Source organism: Flavobacterium ustbae (assembly GCF_003946915.1).
GTDB classification, from domain to species: Bacteria; Bacteroidota; Bacteroidia; order Flavobacteriales; family Flavobacteriaceae; genus Flavobacterium; species Flavobacterium ustbae.
Map to the genome: position 1 here is coordinate 527,451 of NZ_RPOC01000001.1, position 19,199 is coordinate 546,649.

At 32.0% G+C, this 19,199-nt stretch carries 16 protein-coding genes; 4 read left to right on the forward strand and 12 right to left on the reverse strand.

Annotated features, from left to right (window positions below; translation table 11 throughout):
• Nucleotides 1–64: 64 nt before the first annotated feature.
• The 7 genes from EG814_RS02205 to EG814_RS02235 all read right to left on the reverse strand — a co-directional run bounded on the left by EG814_RS02205 (nucleotide 65) and on the right by EG814_RS02235 (nucleotide 10,943).
• On the reverse strand, nucleotides 65–2,344 hold the full coding sequence (locus EG814_RS02205; RefSeq protein ID WP_125718457.1) for a helix-turn-helix domain-containing protein: 2,280 nt from the start codon (nucleotides 2,342–2,344) through the stop codon (nucleotides 65–67).
• Between the two features lie 103 nt (nucleotides 2,345–2,447).
• Nucleotides 2,448–3,032: an OmpH family outer membrane protein gene (locus tag EG814_RS02210; protein ID WP_125718458.1), complete on the reverse strand. Its 585-nt coding sequence runs from the start codon at nucleotides 3,030–3,032 to the stop codon at nucleotides 2,448–2,450.
• A gap of 237 nt (nucleotides 3,033–3,269) precedes the next feature.
• Nucleotides 3,270–4,118 (reverse strand): class I SAM-dependent methyltransferase, encoded by an 849-nt coding sequence (locus EG814_RS02215; protein WP_125718460.1) that lies wholly within the window; start codon nucleotides 4,116–4,118, stop codon nucleotides 3,270–3,272.
• An 88-nt stretch (nucleotides 4,119–4,206) separates the two neighbouring features.
• Complete coding sequence (locus EG814_RS02220) at nucleotides 4,207–4,623, reverse strand: GNAT family N-acetyltransferase (RefSeq protein WP_235830894.1); 417 nt, start codon at nucleotides 4,621–4,623, stop codon at nucleotides 4,207–4,209.
• Nucleotides 4,624–4,811: 188 nt separating this feature from the next.
• Nucleotides 4,812–6,683, reverse strand: coding sequence for a tRNA uridine-5-carboxymethylaminomethyl(34) synthesis enzyme MnmG (gene mnmG, locus EG814_RS02225; protein ID WP_125718462.1), 1,872 nt, complete (start codon nucleotides 6,681–6,683; stop codon nucleotides 4,812–4,814).
• Nucleotides 6,684–7,128: 445 nt separating this feature from the next.
• Nucleotides 7,129–7,548 (reverse strand): rRNA maturation RNase YbeY, encoded by a 420-nt coding sequence (gene ybeY / locus EG814_RS02230; protein WP_125718464.1) that lies wholly within the window; start codon nucleotides 7,546–7,548, stop codon nucleotides 7,129–7,131.
• Nucleotides 7,545–10,943, reverse strand: a complete 3,399-nt coding sequence (locus EG814_RS02235; RefSeq protein WP_125718466.1) for a DUF4175 family protein — start codon at nucleotides 10,941–10,943, stop codon at nucleotides 7,545–7,547. The genes ybeY and EG814_RS02235 overlap by 4 nt, the downstream gene beginning before the upstream one ends.
• 164 nt (nucleotides 10,944–11,107) lie before the next feature.
• Here EG814_RS02235 and gltX point away from each other — a divergent pair, with 164 nt between their 5' ends.
• Complete coding sequence (gltX, locus tag EG814_RS02240) at nucleotides 11,108–12,613, forward strand: glutamate--tRNA ligase (protein ID WP_125718468.1); 1,506 nt, start codon at nucleotides 11,108–11,110, stop codon at nucleotides 12,611–12,613.
• Nucleotides 12,614–12,749: 136 nt separating this feature from the next.
• Complete coding sequence (locus EG814_RS02245) at nucleotides 12,750–13,730, forward strand: SPFH domain-containing protein (RefSeq protein ID WP_125718470.1); 981 nt, start codon at nucleotides 12,750–12,752, stop codon at nucleotides 13,728–13,730.
• A gap of 24 nt (nucleotides 13,731–13,754) precedes the next feature.
• On the opposite strand, the gene EG814_RS02250 is transcribed toward EG814_RS02245, so the two are convergent.
• From EG814_RS02250 to EG814_RS02270, 5 genes are all read right to left on the reverse strand, one after another.
• Nucleotides 13,755–14,009: a DUF6327 family protein gene (locus EG814_RS02250; RefSeq protein ID WP_125718472.1), complete on the reverse strand. Its 255-nt coding sequence runs from the start codon at nucleotides 14,007–14,009 to the stop codon at nucleotides 13,755–13,757.
• A gap of 5 nt (nucleotides 14,010–14,014) precedes the next feature.
• Nucleotides 14,015–14,365, reverse strand: coding sequence for a competence protein (locus EG814_RS02255; protein WP_125718474.1), 351 nt, complete (start codon nucleotides 14,363–14,365; stop codon nucleotides 14,015–14,017).
• A 76-nt stretch (nucleotides 14,366–14,441) separates the two neighbouring features.
• On the reverse strand, nucleotides 14,442–14,768 hold the full coding sequence (locus EG814_RS02260; protein WP_125718476.1) for a YtxH domain-containing protein: 327 nt from the start codon (nucleotides 14,766–14,768) through the stop codon (nucleotides 14,442–14,444).
• Between the two features lie 94 nt (nucleotides 14,769–14,862).
• On the reverse strand, nucleotides 14,863–15,339 hold the full coding sequence (locus EG814_RS02265; protein WP_125718478.1) for a hypothetical protein: 477 nt from the start codon (nucleotides 15,337–15,339) through the stop codon (nucleotides 14,863–14,865).
• 1,090 nt (nucleotides 15,340–16,429) lie between these two features.
• Nucleotides 16,430–18,547, reverse strand: a complete 2,118-nt coding sequence (locus EG814_RS02270) for a glutamine--tRNA ligase/YqeY domain fusion protein (protein ID WP_125718480.1) — start codon at nucleotides 18,545–18,547, stop codon at nucleotides 16,430–16,432.
• A 142-nt stretch (nucleotides 18,548–18,689) separates the two neighbouring features.
• On the opposite strand from EG814_RS02270, the gene EG814_RS02275 reads away from it, so the two are divergent.
• Both EG814_RS02275 and EG814_RS02280 read left to right on the forward strand, forming a co-directional pair.
• A complete protein-coding gene (locus tag EG814_RS02275) occupies nucleotides 18,690–18,908 on the forward strand; it encodes a hypothetical protein (protein WP_125718482.1) in 219 nt (72 codons plus the stop codon).
• Nucleotides 18,898–19,197 (forward strand): hypothetical protein, encoded by a 300-nt coding sequence (locus tag EG814_RS02280; protein ID WP_125718484.1) that lies wholly within the window; start codon nucleotides 18,898–18,900, stop codon nucleotides 19,195–19,197. The genes EG814_RS02275 and EG814_RS02280 overlap by 11 nt, the downstream gene beginning before the upstream one ends.
• Nucleotides 19,198–19,199 lie beyond the last annotated feature (2 nt).

A 19,199-nucleotide genomic window follows, 5' to 3' on the forward strand; every position in this document is an offset into this window, starting at 1 on the left:
ATAATTTCAGATTATCATGTTTTCAAGTCGTTCCACGTGGGACTAAAAAGCGATTTTTCAAAAATCAATTAATGCTCGCTTTGAACATTTTCAGTTCATCCCAAGTAAATTCGTCCCCATGTTTTTCTTTCAACGGACTCAAAGATTCTTCTTGATAAAATTCGAAAGCTTCGCGAAGGGCCAAAATTTTATCGTAGGGCAAAACGTCGTTAATATCTACTTTTTTTACCTGAATCAATTTTATCAAATGCGTTTCGATAGTTTGCACTGTCAGTTTACGCATTCTCGCAATATCTTCAATGGAATGCTTCTCCAGCCACAAATCATGCGTTTCTTCGACTGTTGCCTTTTTAGCCGTTTTAAGCTCACTTTTTTCCGCTTTAGCTGATTTGTATCGAACAACGGGTTCTTCAGTCCTAAAAATGTCTGTATTTGTCGTTTGAAGCTCTTCGCGAATTCTTTCCGCTTTGTTGATTTTATAATTTTTAATATTTGGCGATGTTAGCTTTTCTTTGCTGATCGCTTCTCCGGCAACCACAACTTCGATCAATAATTTGGCTTTCATCAATCGCAAAACCGCTTTGGTCTGCAAATCTTCCAGAAAATTCAATTCTTCGTAAAATTCTTTCACTTTTTTAAATTTCTGAATTTCAGCCATTTTATAAATTAAATCGTCCACCAATTTGTCCATTGGCTTAAAGAAATAATCGTACGCCGCTTCTACCCTTTCTTTCACAAAAAGCAAATCGACTGTTTCTTTGCTGAAAATTTTGTTGAGTTGAATGATGAATTTCTGCGAAGGTTCTGCAAGCTGTTCGATTGTATCCAAACGTTTGTGCGCCCAAACCGAATGTTTTGATTTTTCGGAACCGGCTGCATTTTCGTTGTAACTAAAACGATGATTGCGCCATTCTTGTGCTAACTCGCTCCAATTAAAACTGTTTATCAAATAGTTGTGAATAAAATTCTTGGTTTCGAAGTGAAGTGAATTTTTTAATGTTTCTTCAGTCGCTCGATTCAAAGCGTAATCCATCACATCCTGATCGTTGGAAATGCCATTCATCTGCATCGGAGAAAGCAAAATAAGCCCGTTTAACGAACGCAAACGCGAAAGTGCTACATAGGCCTGCCCGGGAAGAAAAACTTGCGATACGTCGAGCGCTGCTTTGTCAAAAGTTAAACCTTGGCTTTTGTGCACTGTAATGGCCCATGCCAGCTTGATCGGATAATGGGCAAAAGTTCCCAAAACTTCTTCTTCGATATCTTTGGTTTGCTCGTTGACTTTGTAGCGAATATTTTTCCATTCGTACTTTTCGACTTCGAGCGTCATGTTTTCTTCTGGGAAATGAACAAAGATTTCTTCGTCAGACAAAGATTTGATTACGCCCATTTTTCCGTTGAAATATCTTTTCTCAAAAGACAAATCATTTTTAACAAACATGATCTGCGCGCCGACTTTCAATTTCAGTTCTTCTTCAACAGGAAAAATCTTTTCTGGAAAATCTCCCACTATAAATGGCGTATATATGTATTCTTTTCCATTTAAATCATTGATTGACTGTGAGTTGATAGAATCTGCTTTGGCATTATGCGTTGTCAGTGTAATGTAACCTTCATTCTCTTTGAAGTCAAAATCGGGCTTAACATACTGATTTAGAACAACAATATCCTCTGGAGTAATCTGATTATTTCTCAAATTATTCAAAACCGAAATAAAAGCATCATCGGTTTGGCGATAAATTTTTGACAATTCGATATAAATTGGCGGATAGGTTTGCAGGACATGAGAATGGAAAAAGAATTTTCCGCGGTAATAGTTTTTCAGCGTTCGCCATTCTTCATCTCGAATGACTGGCGGCAATTGTAATAAATCTCCAATAAACAAAACCTGAACTCCACCAAAAGGCTGTGTGTTTCTACGAACCGTCTGCATCATAAAATCGACGGCATCCAGCAAATCGGCGCGAAGCATACTCACTTCATCAATAACGAGAAGCTCCATGTTTTTGATTACATTTCGCTTCACGTTATTCATTTTAAAATGGCGACGCAACGTTTCTTTGTTTTCAAACTTTACCGTTTCTGTAAATTGTGCGCTAGCATCGTACGACGGAATAAACGCAGAAAACGGAAGCTGAAACATGGAATGAATAGTTACTCCACCCGCGTTCAAAGCCGCAATACCAGTTGGCGCAACAACAACAGTATTTTTGTGCGTCGTCGCAATGATTTCGCGCAAAAGCGTAGTTTTTCCAGTACCAGCTTTTCCGGTAAGGAAAATAGATTTTTGAGTCTGATTGATGAATTGTAAAGTGTAAGCTGCCGCTTCTGAAACGTTCTGCATTTTGCCTGTATTGAAAAATAAAATTACCGCATTTTTATAAAAAGAAAAAACCTAAATCTTTAGTGGATTTAGGTTTTCAGTAATTTAGTTAGTTTGGTAGTTTTTATTTTTTAGCTTCGCCTTCTTTCTTTTCAGCTGCTGGTTTAGCATCTGCTTTTGGCGACGCTTTGTATTTGTCGTTTAATTCTTTGATGATTTCTTTTGTGATATCATATTTGTCTTCAGCATACAAAACTGTTGCAGCATCTCCTGTTCCGTAGATGTAAGAGTAACCGTTTTTCTTTCCGTAATCTTTAATGAATTTTTTAACTCCACTAACAAGAGAATCCATTTCAACACCGCTTTCTTGTTGTAATTGTTGTGCTAATGCTTGTTGTGCATAACCTAATTGCTGCTCTCTTTTTTGCAACTCAGCTCCTCTTTGCTGTGCCCAAGCTTGACCGTTTGCTTGTGCTTGGCTTTGAAAATTAGCAGCGTCTTGTTTAAAACGTGAAATCTCAGCTTGTAATTGTCTACCTTTTTCTTCCGCTTGAGCTTTGTACTTTGCCTCTAAATCTTTTGCCTCAGTGTATTCTTTCATCAAAACCGAAGTATCCACGTAAGCTGTTTTTACTTCCTTTACCTCTGCTGTTTTGTTACAAGAAACTGCGAAAACTGAAAGTGCGATAATAACTAATGCTTTTTTCATTTTTTTTAAATTCTATTTTTTAAGTATTGAAGACAAAAATATAAAAAAATCAATAGCATCAGCATAAAGTTTAAAAAATGCGCAAATTTTATGATATTGTTTTTATTTATAGAAAAAATAATAGCAATAATTCAACTTTATAGCAGAAATACGGGCCTTTTTTTGACATTTTTTAAAAACGAAAAAGCTATTTCGCCAATATTTTGAAGAAATAGCTTTTTGCTGATTTTTTAGGTTTTATTTATTCTTTAAAACATAAATATGCGATGAATATTCTTTTGTGCTTTTGGCTTTCCAATTTGATCTTAAACCAACGAAAAAAGCTTTGATGTAATTCATTTTTCCTGTTTTGTATTTTTCAGATAAAAGACTCACATAAAACGAATCGAATTTCATTGGAAGTATCTTTTCTAATTTCATGTCTACTCTTTCAAAAAGCAATTGAATCGATTTTTTTGAAAAATGCCAAAAATGAATTGGCACATCATAAGCTGCCCAAAAAGTTCCGTAATGTTGCGCGTCAAAAGATTTATAGTTTGGAACCGCAACAATTAAAGTTCCAGTTGGCTTTAATAAACGTTTTAATTCCTGGATCTGATGTTCTAAATCTGGAACGTGTTCCAAAACATGCCACATCGTGATAACATCTAGAGAATGATTTTCTAAAGTGCTAATTTCTTCTACAAAAGAAATTCCTTTTTGTTTCGCAATATTTTTTGCACGATCGCTTGGTTCTACTCCAACTGTTTCCCAACCATCATTTTTTGCTGTTAAAAGAAAATCTCCAGTTCCAGCACCAATATCTAAAATTTTACCTTTTTGTGATTGTTGACTGTTTATTAAATTCAATTTGTTTTGAAGCGCAATATTTTTCACAAAGTGATATGCTTTTTCAAATAACGAACGTTTGTTGTCTGTATGCGAAATATAATCTTCGCTTTCGTAATATCTTCCTAAATTTTGAAGTTCAGGTTGCGGAGAAGTAATTAGCATGTCTAATTCTTCATCTTGATATAATTCAAAAATTTCTTTTGAAACAGAATGGTCTTTTACTGTAAGAAAGTGTTTTTTGTTTAAAACGTTCATTTTTTAAATTTATAGATATTTGGGTTTAATTTATAGCAAATCCTAAAACCGAAATTTATCGTTTTTAGGATTGATAATTGTATTTTTATTATTGTTTCCAGTTTATCTTTACCGCTGCAATTTTATCATTTTCTAATCTTGTATTTTCTAAAACAGAAAATCCATTTAGAATATAAAATTGCAATGGCGAAATATATTTTTGATGATTTCTTTTTCTATCATTTTCATGATCGATAACCCATCCATTCAAATCTGTGTTATTCTTTTTTAATTCTTCTAACAGAATTTTTCCATATCCTTTTCCTTGAAATTGATAATTCAACATAATTGCAAACCATATTTCGTTGTCACGAAAAAAAGTATAAGCCCAACCTTGAATTTCATTTTCATCATCAACCAATACATAATTTTTTATTCCTGCAATTTCATTTACATACTTTTCAAAATCATGAAGTGTTTCATGACCAAATTGAACTGGATATTCATTATTTCGAAGTTGCCACAATGTTTCTTTTTCTTTTAATGAAAAATTTCTTTTTTAAATGACTTTCATTTTTTTGATGCTTTTTCTAAAAAGGTTTCACGTGGAACAATGGAAATTTGTTTCAAGTTTTAGGTTTCAAGTGTGAAGATCTAAATTCGTTTCACGTGGAACAACCTGTAACTTTTAAACCTGAAACCTGAAACAAAAATCTATCTTCCCATATAAATCAAAAGCACGGAAATATCACTTGGTGATACTCCGCTTATTCTTGAAGCCTGAGAAATAGTTACAGGACGAATCTTGCTTAATTTCTGTTTTGCTTCAATTGACATTGATTTAATTTTATCGTAATCGAAATTCTCAGGAATTTTTACTTCTTCTAGACGATTTAGTTTATCTGCATTATTTCTTTCCTTTTCAATATATCCAGAATATTTAACCTGAATTACGGCTTGTTCTACAATTTCTTCATCCAAATCATTCTCTTCAATATAAGCTGAAACTTTCTCAAATTTCAACATATCTTCCAATTCAATTTGTGGACGAGAGAAAATCTTAAACATTTTATCTCCTTGCGAAATCGGTGCAGATTCTTTAGATTCCAAAATCGGATTGGTTTCTGCAACCGAAACACTAGTTTCTCTAAAAAACGAAACCATCTTTTCAGATTCGTTTAATTTTCTTTCCATTCTGCGTAAACGATCTTCAGAAGCTAAACCAATTTCGTATGACATTGGAGTCAATCTGAAATCGGCATTATCTTGACGCAACAATGTTCTGTATTCTGCTCTTGATGTAAACATACGATAAGGTTCTTCTGTTCCTTTCGTAATTAAGTCATCAATCAAAACTCCAATATACGCTTCGTCACGTTTTAAAATTAACGGATCTTTTTCATGCACTTTTAAGTGCGCATTTATTCCCGCCATCAAACCTTGAGAAGCTGCTTCTTCATATCCTGTCGTTCCGTTAATCTGTCCAGCAAAATATAAACCTTCAACTAACTTGGTTTCCAAAGTGTGTTTTAATTGTGTTGGTGGAAAGAAATCATATTCGATTGCATAACCTGGGCGAAAGAATTTTACTTTCTCAAATCCAGCAACAGAACTCAAAGCTTTAAATTGAATATCTTCTGGAAGTGAAGTTGAAAATCCGTTTACGTACACTTCACAAGTATTCCATCCTTCTGGCTCCACAAATAATTGATGACGTTCTTTATCTGCAAAACGATTTATCTTATCTTCTATCGAAGGGCAATATCTCGGACCTAAACTTTTGATTCTTCCGTTAAACATTGGAGAACGATCAAAACCTTCTCTCAAAATATCATGAACATCCAACGAAGTATATGTCATGAAACAAGAACGCTGATGCGTTAATGGAGTCGTCAAATCTGAATACGAAAATTTATCTGGTTTCGCATCTCCTTTTTCTTCGTTCATTTTCGAATAATCCAAAGAACGTCCATCTACCCGAGGTGGTGTTCCCGTTTTCATTCTTCCCGCTTCAAAACCTGCTTTGATCAAATCTTCGGTAATTCCGGTTGCAGCACTTTCTCCTGCTCTTCCTCCACCAAATTGTTTTTCTCCGATATGAATCAAACCATTCAAAAAAGTACCATTCGTTAAAACGACAGACTTCGCTTTGATTTCTACACCAAGCGAAGTTCTAATTCCTTTTATCTTTCCGTTCTCAATTATCAACCCTTTTACCATTTCTTGATAGAAATCAAGATTTGGCGTTTTCTCCAACATCATTCTCCATTCTTCTGCAAAACGCATTCTATCACTTTGAACTCTTGGAGACCACATTGCAGGTCCTTTCGATTTATTCAACATCTTAAATTGAATTGCCGTACGATCGGAAACAATTCCCGAATACCCACCAAGCGCATCAATTTCGCGAACGATCTGTCCTTTTGCAATTCCGCCCATCGCAGGATTGCAAGACATCTGTGCTATGTTCTGCAAACTCATTGTAACCAATAAAGTTTTCGATCCCAAATTTGCAGCCGCAGCCGCAGCTTCAGAACCAGCATGGCCTGCACCAACCACAATAACATCGTATTCTTCTAAAAACATTTTTGTTTTATTATTCTCCAAAAACCGCTAACGAGGTTTTTAGAATTACATTTATATTTTCTTGTTCCACGTGGAACTCATTTTTGTTTCAAGTTTGAGGTTTCATGTTTCAAGTTAAAATTAGAACCTTCAAAACTAAATTCTGCAATCTTTAAACTAAAGTTTAAAATACAAACGTTCCACGTGAAACATGTTTATTTCAAATTCGAAAACTTCCGTTCTAAACTTCCGTTCGAACTTTCAAACAGAACTTTCAAACAGAACTTTCGAGATCATGTTTCACATAAAACATTATTACATTTTTTCTCAAATCAATCTTTAATATCGTTCCACGTGGAACGATTTACTTTAAAGAATTATTTTTTTTAAAACGTTCCACGTGGAACGTTTACTACTTTTAATTAAAATATGTTTCACGTGGAACATAAATTATTAAGATATTTAATTACTGTTCCACGTGAAACATCTTCATCTTTTCTTCTTCTTTAGCTCTCATCAATTGAGCCTGTTGTTCTGTTTTATCTTTATAACCACAGTAGTGAAGTATGCCGTGAGACAGTACTCTCTTTAGTTCTTCTGCAAATGAAACATTAAAGTCTTTTGCATTATCTGCAACACGTTCTACAGAAACAAAAATATCGCCATTCAACTCGTTACCAACAGTATAATCGAAACTGATAATATCGGTAAGTGTATCATGATCTAAATATTCTACATTGATTTTATGCAGGTATTCGTCATCACAAAATATGTAATTGATCTCGCCTTCATTCTTTCCTTCAGAAACAATTACAGCACTTAGCCAGTCACTAAAAGCCTGCTCGTCTCCTAGAGTGAAATCGGTTTCGTAATTAAAGTTTATCATTTTGTATTAAAGTATTCTTGAACTTTTTGATTAAAATTCGAGCGCAAAGGTAGTGATTGTCTGTTTAATATCTCTACACTGTTTAAATATTCCAGTAATGAACTAGGTAACGCATTAGAACGATTTGAAAATTCCGCCTTGTTGGTTTCAGATTGTCTTTGTGTATCTTGACCTTGTTGCTGAACTGCATTGTTTAATTTCCATAATTCTTGCTGGATGTTTAAGATACGTTGCAAGTTTTCATTCTTAAAACCTTTATTCAAAATCTGTTTTTCAGATTGCTTCATTTGGTCTATTACAGATTTACCTTGAGAGTCCAAACCTTTCTTTGCTAATTCTTTTTGTAATGCTTCACGAAGCTTAACTTGCTCTTTGTAAATCTCCATAATAGCCTCTGCATCTCCTTCCCCATCTTCACCTTCTTTTCCATCCTTTCCATCTTTACCATTACCAGAACCTTGGTTACCTTGCCCGTTTTTTCCTTTTCCATCTTTACCTTGGCCTTCTTTTCCGTTACCCTCTTTACCTTGTCCCTGACCTTGTTTACCTTCTCCACTTTGTCCTTGTTGTCCTTCTCCAGGTTTACTTCCAGACTTCATTCCTTCTTTCATTTTATCAGCAAGACCTTTTTGTTTTTGTATAATATCTGGCAATTGCATTCCGTGTCCGTCTCCTGGTTTAGGTTTGCCAGCTCCCGGTTTAGGCATAGACATTTGCATATTATTTAATAAATCACTTAAGAAATCAGCTAACTTATTAGCAGATGAAACGGCATATTGCTGGTGCGAAACTCCTCTTGGGATTTGAACATCGGTTAAGGTTTCGATAGCTTTGTCCATATTGTATTGAACGTTTCCTATTTCTTTCGTAACATCTTCTGCAACCTTTGGATTACGTAATGAAAGTGCAAACAAACTATCATCAACATGGCGGAACTGTTGTTTTAAATTCTGCTGAATCTTGATGTTTTTTGTAAATGTAGAAGAACCTAATTTCATTGCTTTGAATTGCTTCATCACATCTTCTTGTGACAAAGAATATGCTAAAAGATTATCCAGAATCTGACGAAGCATTGCTACATCTTCTTCTAATTGTTCTTGCTCGCCACCTTCCATTTCGCTCTGCATTTCCTGAGCCATGTTCTTCATTTTCTTTGCAGCACTTTTCTGTTTTGGCTTAGCTGCAGAAGTATTCTTTTTACTTAATTCTTCTGAAGCTTTATTAAGATCATTATCTACATCTTTCTCCTTCAAAGCATCAGACGGAATATCTAAAGGTTTCTTTAAAGTCTTATTTTCTTCTTTCAAATCTTTTAAATCTTCTTGAATCTTATCAAAAGACTTATTGATTTCATCCTGCTTTTCTTTTGTATTTTCTTTCTCTTTATTTGATAACTGTTCCTGTTGTTCTGACAGTTTGTTTAGTTTCTCAGCAACCTGTTCTGCTTTCTTAGAAACATAAAAACGTTTAGTCAATTCTACTAATTGTTCTAGATTACGAGATTGGTTTTTACTGATTTGTTTGAACTTTTCCATTTTATCAAACAGATCTTCGCTGTTTAATTTGTCATTTAAGTTCTTCAATTCATCTAATAGCTTCTGATTTTTTTCTAAATCTTTCTGAGCATTATCTAAACGCTTTTGTAAATCTTCAGCTGTTTTATCTTTCTTATCGTCTTTGAATTTATCCAGATTCTGATTCATTTTCTCAGAAAATTGTTTCATCATTTCGTCTTGCTGTTTCTGACGTTTGATAAAATCATTGATCTTCTGCTGATCTTTAAACTCTAGATTATCTTTTTCTTTCCCGGTATTTTGAAGCTTATCCATTTCAGAAATTTGCTTGGTTTGATTCTTTAAAGATTTCGATAAACTATTGATATTATTATTCTGTTGCTGCAATTCCTGATCCTGAATTTCATCTGTTGTAGCAACACGATCTGAAAATGTAGAAGACTTTGTACTCTTGAATCCGTGCGGTGCATCGTTATCAAAAACTTCAAAATAGTATTCATAAGATACTCCTTCTTCTACTGGAAGATTACTTGGAAAATTAAAAACAAACTGATCGAATACTCCAGGCTTCACATTGATATTTCCACGTTTAGCAGACTGCGGTTTGTCACGTTCGTAGTATACAATTTGTAATCTCGAAAGACCGTAATCATCTCCCACTCTTCCTAGAATATAATTTTTATCCAGCTTCAAACTGTCTGGTGCAGGCCCAACATTGATGGTTGGAAACTGATCTTTGATAACAGAAAGCTGATAATCTAGTTTTTCGTAGTTTTTAACCTTAGAATTAGATGTAAGTATTTGATATTCGGTGTTTTGACTTATATTTTTAGTCAATTTAAACTCATTTTCTGCCTTATTGAACTTTACTACTTCATTATCTCTTTTCCATACTATTTCTTGCGTAGATTTGGTATTCATTTTCCATGTTACAGTCGTTCCTTCAGGTACAATTGCATTTCCAGTTCCTTGAATTGTCTCTGATTTTTTCTTTAGATAAGAAGGGAAATTTAAAACCATTTCGAAGTTTGCAATAGACGGAACAGTGATTACTTTCAATTCATAATCTTCTGAAACTACATTATTTCCTTCAAAAGAAAATTGAATATTCTCTGTCGGTTTCTCGACTTTAAATTCAAACTTTCCAGTTTGAGAAGATTCCATAAAATAACTTTCATCTCCAATATGGATCATGACATTTTCTGGAACAATGTTTCCAACAGATTCCATTTTAATAACAAAATCTTTGCTTTGTTCAGCTTGTAAATTAGAATTTAGAACTACAAATTTGAAAGGAGCCGGTGGCAAAAATGCAGAATTGAAATGCACTACTCTATTCAAACTTTGAGAAATAATATTGCTATTTCCAGAAATATAAAACACTGCAAAGAGTAAAATTGGAACTAAAGCCAATGGCAAATATTTTTTATTAGCTTTAAAATTGATCGCATTCCCAAATGGAATTGGTTGCAAAGAATTTGCTTTTTGTTCTATCGAAGCCAAAACTAACTCTGAACTTTCAGCATTATTTTCTGAAGACAATTGCAAAAAGTTCGTCAGCTTATCGCTCACTTCTGTGAAATGATTTCCAATAATTTTGGAAGCTTGCGTATAATCAATTCCTTTTTGAAGTTTGAATAATTTGAAAAGTGGAAACAAAATTAGACGTACTAAAAGGAAAACTTCAACAGCAATAAATAGCCAGAATAAAAACGTTCTTCCTAATGGTTTTAACCAAAGAAAGTATTCTACAAAAAGCGTAAACAAGAAATACAAAAGTCCGAATCCGGTAAAAAGTAAGATGCCTTTTATCAATTCGTTGGTATAATATTTCTTAATGAAAGCTTCTAGCTTTTGATATATCGCAGATGATGTCTTCAAAATAAATCTGTTTTGATTATAACCTATAAAAGTAGTAATTATTGAGATTCAAATTCCAAAAAAATAAATTCCAAATTCCAACTGCAATACAAGCTTGGAATTTGGAATTTTAAAAAATTTGGAATTTAAGTAATGTTGTATCTTTGCATTAAAATATAAACAAAATGTCAAAGCAAGTTCGTGTGCGTTTTGCACCAAGTCCGACTGGACCATTACATATTGGCGGAGTGCGTACTGCCCTATTTAATTATTTATTTGCAAAAAAACATAACGGTGTTTTTTATCTGAGAATTGAAGATACAGATCAGACTCGTTTTGTTCCAGGTGCAGAAGCTTACATTATGGAAGCTTTGGAATGGTTAGGAATTGCTCCTGAAGAAACGGTTGGAAAAAATGAAAAATTTGGTCCGTACAGACAAAGCGAACGTAAACATTTATACCAGCAATATGCCGATCAATTGATAAATTCTGGCTGGGCATATTATGCTTTTGATACTCCGGAAGCTTTGGATGCTCATAGAAAACAACACGAAGCAGAAGGAAAAACATTTATTTACAATTATCACAACCGTGAAAAACTAGATACCTCTTTAGTAATTTCTGCAGAAGAAACGGCTAAGAGAATTGCAAATGGAGAACATTATGTAATCCGTTTTAAAACTCCTGTTGATGAAACTTTACATTTAAAAGATATCATTCGTGGTGATGTTAAGTTTGAAACGAATCTTTTGGATGATAAAGTTTTGTTTAAAAGTGACGGAATGCCAACATATCATTTAGCGAATATTGTTGATGATCATTTGATGGAAACTTCACATGTAATTCGTGGAGAAGAATGGTTGCCTTCTATGCCACTTCACGTTTTATTATACAGAGCTTTTAATTGGGAAGCTCCAGAATTTGCACATTTACCTTTGATTTTAAAACCAATTGGAAATGGTAAATTATCTAAAAGAGATGGAGACAAAATGGGATTCCCAGTATTTCCATTAGAATGGAAAACGGAAGAAGGCGTTTCATCTGGTTACAGAGAAAAAGGATTTTTTCCAGAAGCAGTTGTAAACTTTCTTGCTTTACTTGGATGGAATGATGGAACTGATAAGGAAATTTATTCTCTAGAAGAATTGGCTGCATCTTTTGACTTGAGCAGAGTTCACAAAGCGGGAGCAAAATTTGATCCTGAAAAAAATAAATGGTTCAACCACCAATATTTAATAAAACAAAATGATGCAGATTTAGCTAAAGACTTCACTCCTATTTTAGAAGAAAAAGGTGTTGACATTTCTAAATATGATATTACAAGAATTGTTTCTTTGATTAAAGAAAGAGCAAACTTCGTTTCTGATTTTTGGGATCTAACAGATTTCTTTTTCCAAGCGCCAACATCTTACGATGAGAAAGCAAGTAAAAACTGGAATTCAGCAACTCCAGCTTTAATGCAAGAATTGATTTCTACTCTTGAATATATTGACGGTTTTGATTCTGCAAATATTGAAGCAATCGTAAAAGACTGGTTAACTAAAAATGAAATCGGAATGGGTAAAGTGATGCAGCCTTTCCGTCTTAGTTTGGTTGGAGCTTTAAAAGGTCCTCACCTATTTGACATTGTAGAAATCATTGGAAAAGAAGAAACTATTTCAAGAATTCAGAAAGCGATTTCAACTTTATAGTTTTAAAAATATAAACTGAATCTTAAACGCTAAGTAACATCTCAAAAATGTTCTTAGCGTTTTTTTAATATTTAATAATTTTCATTTAGAAGAATTTTCGTAATTTACCAGAATCATAAACATAAATTAAATAACCATGGGTACAGGATTAATTATCTTTTTAGTATTGGCATTCTTCATTTTTATGTCGTCTTTCTTTACTGTAAAACAACAAACTTCAGTTGTTATAGAACGATTTGGAAAATTTCAAAGTGTGAGAAATTCAGGATTACAATTAAAAATTCCGATTGTGGACAGATTGGCCGGACGTGTAAATCTTAAAATTCAACAGTTGGATGTTATCATCGAAACCAAAACTAGAGACAACGTTTTCATCAAAATGAAAGTTTCAGTTCAGTTCAAAGTGATTCAGGAAAAAGTATACGAAGCATTTTATAAATTAGAATATCCACACGATCAGATTACTTCTTATGTATTTGATGTTGTTCGTGCTGAAGTTCCGAAACTAAAATTGGATGATGTTTTTGAAAGAAAAGACGATATTGCAGTTGCAGTAAAACGTGAATTGAACGAAGCAATGTCAACTTACGGATATGATATCATCAATACTTTGGTTACTGATATTGATCCAGATATCCAGGTAAAAAATGCCATGAACAGAATCAACGCTGCGGACAGAGAAAAAACGGCTGCAGAATTTGAAGCTGAAAGTTCAAGAATTAGAATCGTTGCAAAAGCAAAAGCTGAAGCTGAAAGTAAACGTTTACAAGGACAAGGTATTGCAGATCAACGTCGTGAAATTGCAAGAGGTCTTGTAGAAAGTGTTGAAGTTTTGAACAATGTGGGTATTAATTCTCAAGAAGCTTCTGCCCTAATTGTAGTAACTCAACATTATGATACTTTACAATCTATTGGATCTGATACAAACTCTAACTTGATTCTTCTTCCAAATTCTCCACAAGCCGGAAGTGATATGCTGAATAATATGGTTGCTTCGTTTACAGCTTCTAACCAAGTTGGCGAAATGATGAAAAAAAATACACCTAAAAAAGTGGAAAAACATAAACCAACTCCACCACAATCTGGTTATGAAGATGACAATGAACCACAAGTTTAAAAAACTGAAAATAAAAAAAGAGGCTTAATTGCCTCTTTTTTTATTTATAAACCAATTGATTACAAATGGAATAATAGATTGTAAAATTTGTGGTAACGAATTTTTGAAATAATCTGTGTAAGATGAAACGAATCCGTTTACTATTTTTTGTGGTGTTATGCTTTCTTTAGTCTGCTGAAAACTTAAAACCAATTTCTGATAATTGATCTCTTTTTCTAATTTTAGAATTTCCAAATCCTTATCAATTTCTGCATACGATGAGTATTTTTTCTTTTCCATAGTAATTAATCATTAAAAAAGATTTCTGAAAATTTCTCTAAAATTGGACCTTCTACCATTTTATCTTTTATAAAGAAAAGTAAAATAGTAAAGAAAAGATAGATACCTCCTACTGCCAAAAATCCAAGTGCATTACTGTCAAACAAAGAACCAAAAGCATATGCTGCGGCAAAAGATCCAAAAATTAAGACCATCGTGAAACAAACTAAAATTAAAGTAAACTTAAAAATTAAAGTTGTAGACTTCATTGCTACTTTAAAACCCCAAAGTTTATAATAGGCTAAATGACTGTCAATAAAAACTTTAGTTTGTTCTTGAATTTTTTCAGTGTTTTCTTTTAACTCTTCGAAAGCCATATTTGGTATTTTAAAAAATAAAAAAGCACAAAACTTCCTTATAAATAAGTTAGTAATGTGCTATTTGTAATTATTATTATTTTTGAAGTTTAGCGTTCTGCGCTTTTAGATCAGCCAATTTAGTTTCCAAAAAAGAAATTACTTCTTCAGTTTTATAACTTACATTCGAAAGTAATTCTGTTAATGTTCCATCAAGATTTTGAGTTGCATTTGTGAACTTCTCACGAAGAACTTCAGAACTAGCATCAAAAGAATCTTTTAAATTATGTTTCGTATCATCGATACCTTCTTTAATTTTTGCTCTAGTTTTTGATCCTTTATCTGGTGCAAATAAAATTCCGATTGCCGCTCCAGCAGCTGCCGCAGCTAAAATTGCCGCAGCCGTATTTAAGTTCTTAGACATGATATTACAATTTTAAATTATTACCTTAAAGATACTCTTTTTTGAACTTATAAATTTCTGATTAATTGTAATTTACAAAAATTTAACAATATAATTAATACACATACGTAATAGCCTCGTATTTACCATCTTTTTCAATTATGCTCACAAACGGAGAACCATTTGAAGCCGACTTGCTTTTAATTCTCATAGCAGTCTGATTCTGGTTTGCAATTGGCGGTTCGCCTTTTGTCTTGGTCGAGACTCCCGTAAAAGTTCCTGTCTGCTTCAGTCCTATTGTTTTTTCTTGAGGCAAAACAGTAACCATCTTGTAATCGTCTTTTGAATCTACTACAATTTTATCAGAAACTTTCTGAGTTTGTTTTGTCTGCTTATTTGTAATTGATGAAACAGCATGTTTGCTAATTTTAACTTCTTCAGAACTTCCGTTTAAAGAATAGTAAACAAAACCATTTTCATTTTTAATAAAATTTACATCAAGTTCTTCTCCATTGTGTTTTGTAATTTGATGTGTTTGCGAAATTGCTACGTTTGCAAATAATAAAGCTAGTGTGAAATATAAAATTTTCATGATAATTAGATTTAAATTAAAAATTGTCAGACTTGAAATTTAAAAACTAAACTTTCACACAAATTCAACATTATGGAATTTTGTACATTATGATACAATTTGAAAAAATGTCTTTTTACGATAGATATTATCAAAACTACATCATAATAAAAATGAGAACATAAAATTGTCTTTTTGGGAAATCAGTTTTGAAATTGTATTGCGATAAAAATTACGAGTTTCTAAAAACAATAAATTTCAACTTAGATTCTTTACGGCAAATTTTAATTTTTTACAAAAATCATCTCTGACTTTTGATATTGAGTTAAAAATAGCAGTTTTATAAACAATTGTGTGTTAACAAGCCGTTAAACTGACTAAAATGACATCAAAAATTAAAATTCTGACCTTAAATAAACGATAATTTAAAAAATGAGTTATTTATCGATTCAATTTAAAAAACGTCTTAAAATCAATTTATGAAGGCTAAAATTAATATATAAAAACTATTATTTTTAAATTTATTATCATTTTTTAAAATAATAATTAAAAACTAATATTTTAAAAAATTAATAATAAAAAACTATGAAATTAAATTGAAGGCAAAAATTAAAAAAAATTAGAAAAAACCTAGATTCTAGTTTTTTTTAAGAAGAAACATGCTGTAAAAACGAAAAGTTGAAATAAAGAGTTTTAATGAATCAAAATTTTAAAAAGGTCTTCTCTACTCGACTATTTTTTATTTTAGCCTAATAATAATTTATGAAGGTCTAATTTTATATATAAAATTAATTAAAAACAAAATATTAATAGTTTTTATAAATAATAAATTAAATTTATTATAATTAGCAAAAAATATTATTAAAAATTATAATAATAATTTTAACATCAAAATTATAAGCTAAAAAAACCAAAAGCTAAAATAAAGACTTTTTATAAACTTAAATTCAAAAAATGAATAAGTTATCCAATAAGATTTTATTTTCTATTAAAATCAATTTATGAAAGTCAATTTTAATTTATAAAAATTATAAGTTTTAAAATTTCAATAGTAAATCTATATAATAAAAAAAAGCGCTTATAAAAGCGCTTTTCATAAATTAAGTTGATATTACTTCTTTACCATTTCAGAAAGAATTTCAATTTCTCTTTCTGAAGCATTTTTTGGTGGATTTGAATATAATTTCAAAATTTCATCATCAAACTGATTTCTCAGATTTTCATCTTCAATATCTCTCAAATTCAAAAGTGCTTTAGATCTTACATAAGTCGATTCACTTTTTAAAGACATTGTATATAATTTGTGGATATCTTCTTGTTCTACATCAGCAGATTTTAAACTTGAATATTTCAAAATAAACTGAGCAAACAACAAAGAACTCTTATTATTGTTGATATTTTTCTTTAAAGAATTCTGTAATAAAGAGAAACTCGAAACATTTTTGATGTTCTCCCCTATTGCACTTTCAATTGCAATTCGTTCTGGTTTAGTCTCAACTTTAAAATATTTGTTGATATCTTTTAAAGAATTATTGATGCTGTTTTCTTCTTTTTTACCTTTTTCTTCCCAGGCATCTTTTAAACCAACCGTTTTGTTAAACACTAATTTTGAAGGAGTTGAGTCTTTATCAACAGTAAAATATCCTAAACGTTGAAACTGAAATTTATCTTCATTTTGAGCTGTTGATAAACTTGGTTCAACATATCCAGTTACAATTTCTAACGAATTTGGATTCACAAAATCTAAAAAATTTTTGTCTTTGTAACTGTCTGGAGCTTCGTCTGTAAACAAACGATCGTATAGACGAACTTCTGCTTCCAAAGCATGTTTGATAGAAACCCAATGCAATGTACCGGATACTTTTCTTTGACTTGCTTCTGTACCGCTTCCGCTTAAAGAATCGGTATCATAAGTTACATGAATTTCTGTAATATTGCCGCCAGCATCTTTTACAACAGATTCACCTTTAATGATATACGCATTCTTAAGACGCACTTCTTTTCCTAAAGTCAAACGGAAATATTTAGCCGGAGCATCTTCTAAAAAGTCTTCTCTTTCAATATATAATTCACGAGAAAAAGGCACTTTTCTGAAACCAGCGTTTTCATCTTCCTGATTATTTTCTGCTTCTAACCACTCTTCTTTTCCTTCCGGATAATTGGTAATTACCAGTTTCACAGGATCTAAAACAGCCATTACACGAGGTGCAATTTTGTTTAAATCTTCACGAATACAAAATTCTAAAACCGATACGTTAATCAAATTATCACGTTTTGCAATACCAATTGTATTAGCAAAATTACGCAAAGATGCAGCTGTATAACCACGTCTTCTTAACCCTGAAATAGTTGACATTCTAGGATCATCCCAACCGTTAACATGCTTTTCTTTAACAAGTTGCTGTAATTTTCTTTTACTAACAACAGTATGAGATAAGTTACGTCTAGCAAATTCTCTTTGTTTTGGACGCAATTTATTTTCATCAAAAATTTGATCTAAAAACCAATCGTATAATTCACGGTGAGGCAAGAATTCAAGTGTACAAAATGAATGAGAAATTTGCTCTAAATAATCACTTTGTCCGTGCGCCCAATCGTACATTGGATAGATTTTCCAATCGTCTCCAGTTCTATGGTGGTGTTTGTGTAAAATTCTGTACATGATCGGATCACGCATTAACATGTTTGTTGATTTCATGTCAATTTTAGCACGAAGAATGTGTGTACCAGCCTCAAATTCACCGTTTTTCATTCTTTCGAAAAGGTCTAAATTCTCTTCAACAGAACGATTTCTGTACGGACTGTCTGTTCCCACAGTAGTAGGCGTTCCTTTTTGAGCAGCCATTTCTTCAGAAGTCTGACTGTCAACATAAGCTTTATCTTTCTTAATTAATAAAACTGCCCAATCGTATAATTGTTGGAAATAGTCTGAAGCATAACATTCTTCTGCCCAGGAATATCCTAACCATTCAACATCTTTTTTAATAGCATCAACAAATTCCTGCTCTTCTTTTTCTGGGTTTGTATCGTCAAAACGTAAATTTACAGGTGACTGATAATCAATTCCTAAACCAAAATTTAATGCAATAGAACTTGCATGTCCAATGTGCAAATATCCATTAGGTTCTGGTGGAAAACGAAAGCGAAGTTTAGTATTCGAAAGACCTGATTTTACGTCTTCCTCTATGATTTGTTCAATAAAATTGAGTGATTTCTCTTCTGATGCCATTATTTTATAGTAATTTTAGCAAAGATAAAAAAAAGGTTTCAGGTTTCAGGTTTAAAGTTATCTAACTCGCATAAAACATGAAACGTTAAAGCTAAATCCCGAAATTAATTTATTTAGTACTTTTGTAAAAATATTCAGAATTATGAGACAATTGACAGTTACAATTCCAGACGACTTCTACGAAACTTTTGTTAGTTTTTTTAAACATATTCCTGATGTTTCTATTAATGAAAATGTTGAGAATGAAATTCCGCTATGGCAACAAGAAATGGTTTTAGAACGTATGAAAAATGCTAAACCAGAAGATTATATTGATGCAGATGTTGCTTTACAAAATTTAAAAAATAAATATGGTCTTTAAAGTTTTAATAGTAAAAAGAGCCGATTTAGAAATAGAAGAAGCTTTTTTATACTATGAAAATATTAGAAAAGGTTTGGGAGAAAAATTTCTTTTAGATTACAATGACCATTTAAAAACACTTTATAAGTTTCCACTTTTTGAAGAAAAATACAACATTGTTCGTACTTTACCTTTAAAGAAATTTCCTTACACTATCCACTTTACAGTTGATGAATTAGAAAAAATTGTTTCTATTCAAGCTGTAACCTGCAATTATCAAGATCCAAATACTACAAGAATTAAATTATAAAA